This window comes from Oleiphilus sp. HI0128 (assembly GCF_001635365.1).
In genome coordinates, this window is record NZ_LWGG01000247.1 from 1 (window position 1) to 911 (window position 911).

The 911-nt window shown below is 45.1% G+C and carries 2 protein-coding genes; both read left to right on the plus strand.

The genetic code is table 11. From position 1 onward, the window contains the following. On the plus strand, positions 1-356 hold a 356-nt coding region (locus A3763_RS28005), incomplete at its 5' end, for a hypothetical protein (RefSeq protein ID WP_197482728.1). 178 nt (positions 357-534) lie between these two features. Beyond that, on the plus strand, positions 535-911 hold a 377-nt coding region (locus tag A3763_RS03290), incomplete at its 3' end, for a Yip1 family protein (protein WP_156494867.1).

The window sequence follows — 911 nt, forward strand, 5'->3', positions numbered from 1 at the left end:
TGGATCGACTGAACACCTTCGCACAAGAGAAAAACCTAGAAGTAAGCACTTATACCTTAGACCTCGATCACCCAGAACAACTAAACGAGCTAGAGACGTTTGATAACATCGTGATGACGCACTTTAAACCAGCGCCTCATTATTGGCCCCTGTTCATCGCACTGTTACGCCCCGGTGGAAAGTTACTTTTGAGCACCTTTAACCTCACCCATCATGAGAAAAACGGCTTTTCCCGTCGCTTCTGCCTAGAGCCAGGTGAACTCAGAAATATAAACGAGCACCTGGAACTCGAGCATTTCGCCTCCATTCAACGAGGTGAAAGTTATATGGATGATTATCTGTTTCGCAAAGTGTAAGCCTTCCTACGCTCACTCAAAAGCGGAGTTCATAAGAACAAAGGGGAAGTACACGTCGTTTTTTAAGTGCAAAGAGATCTAAGCTTCTGAACCCTGACTGGCCTATAATAAAACTGTCTAAGAAATAGACAGCGCAGTAACTCCTAAAAAACAATAATGATCAATAGAGGTTTACCGTATGTTATTAAGTCATGTCCCTGGAATGTTCACACACCCCGATGAAGAGTGGGAATCAATAAGAAAAGAACATTCAAGCCCGCTTAAGATGGCCGCCTATATCTGCCTTCTCGCCTTGATTGCCCCAGTATGCGCCTACATTTCAACCACTCAATATGGTTGGCAAGTGGGTGAAGGTCAGTTAGTTTACCTTTCTCAATCGAGTGCAATGACGCTCAGTATTTTGACTTATGTCGCCATGGTCGCGGGCATTTACTTTATTGGCTTTATGATTGACTGGATGTCTCGCAACTATGGCAGTGGCCATGATGAGTTTGCCGCGAACGGAATAGCACTCGTCGCTTACTCCTGCACGCCTCTGTTCCTAGCTGGTTTAGC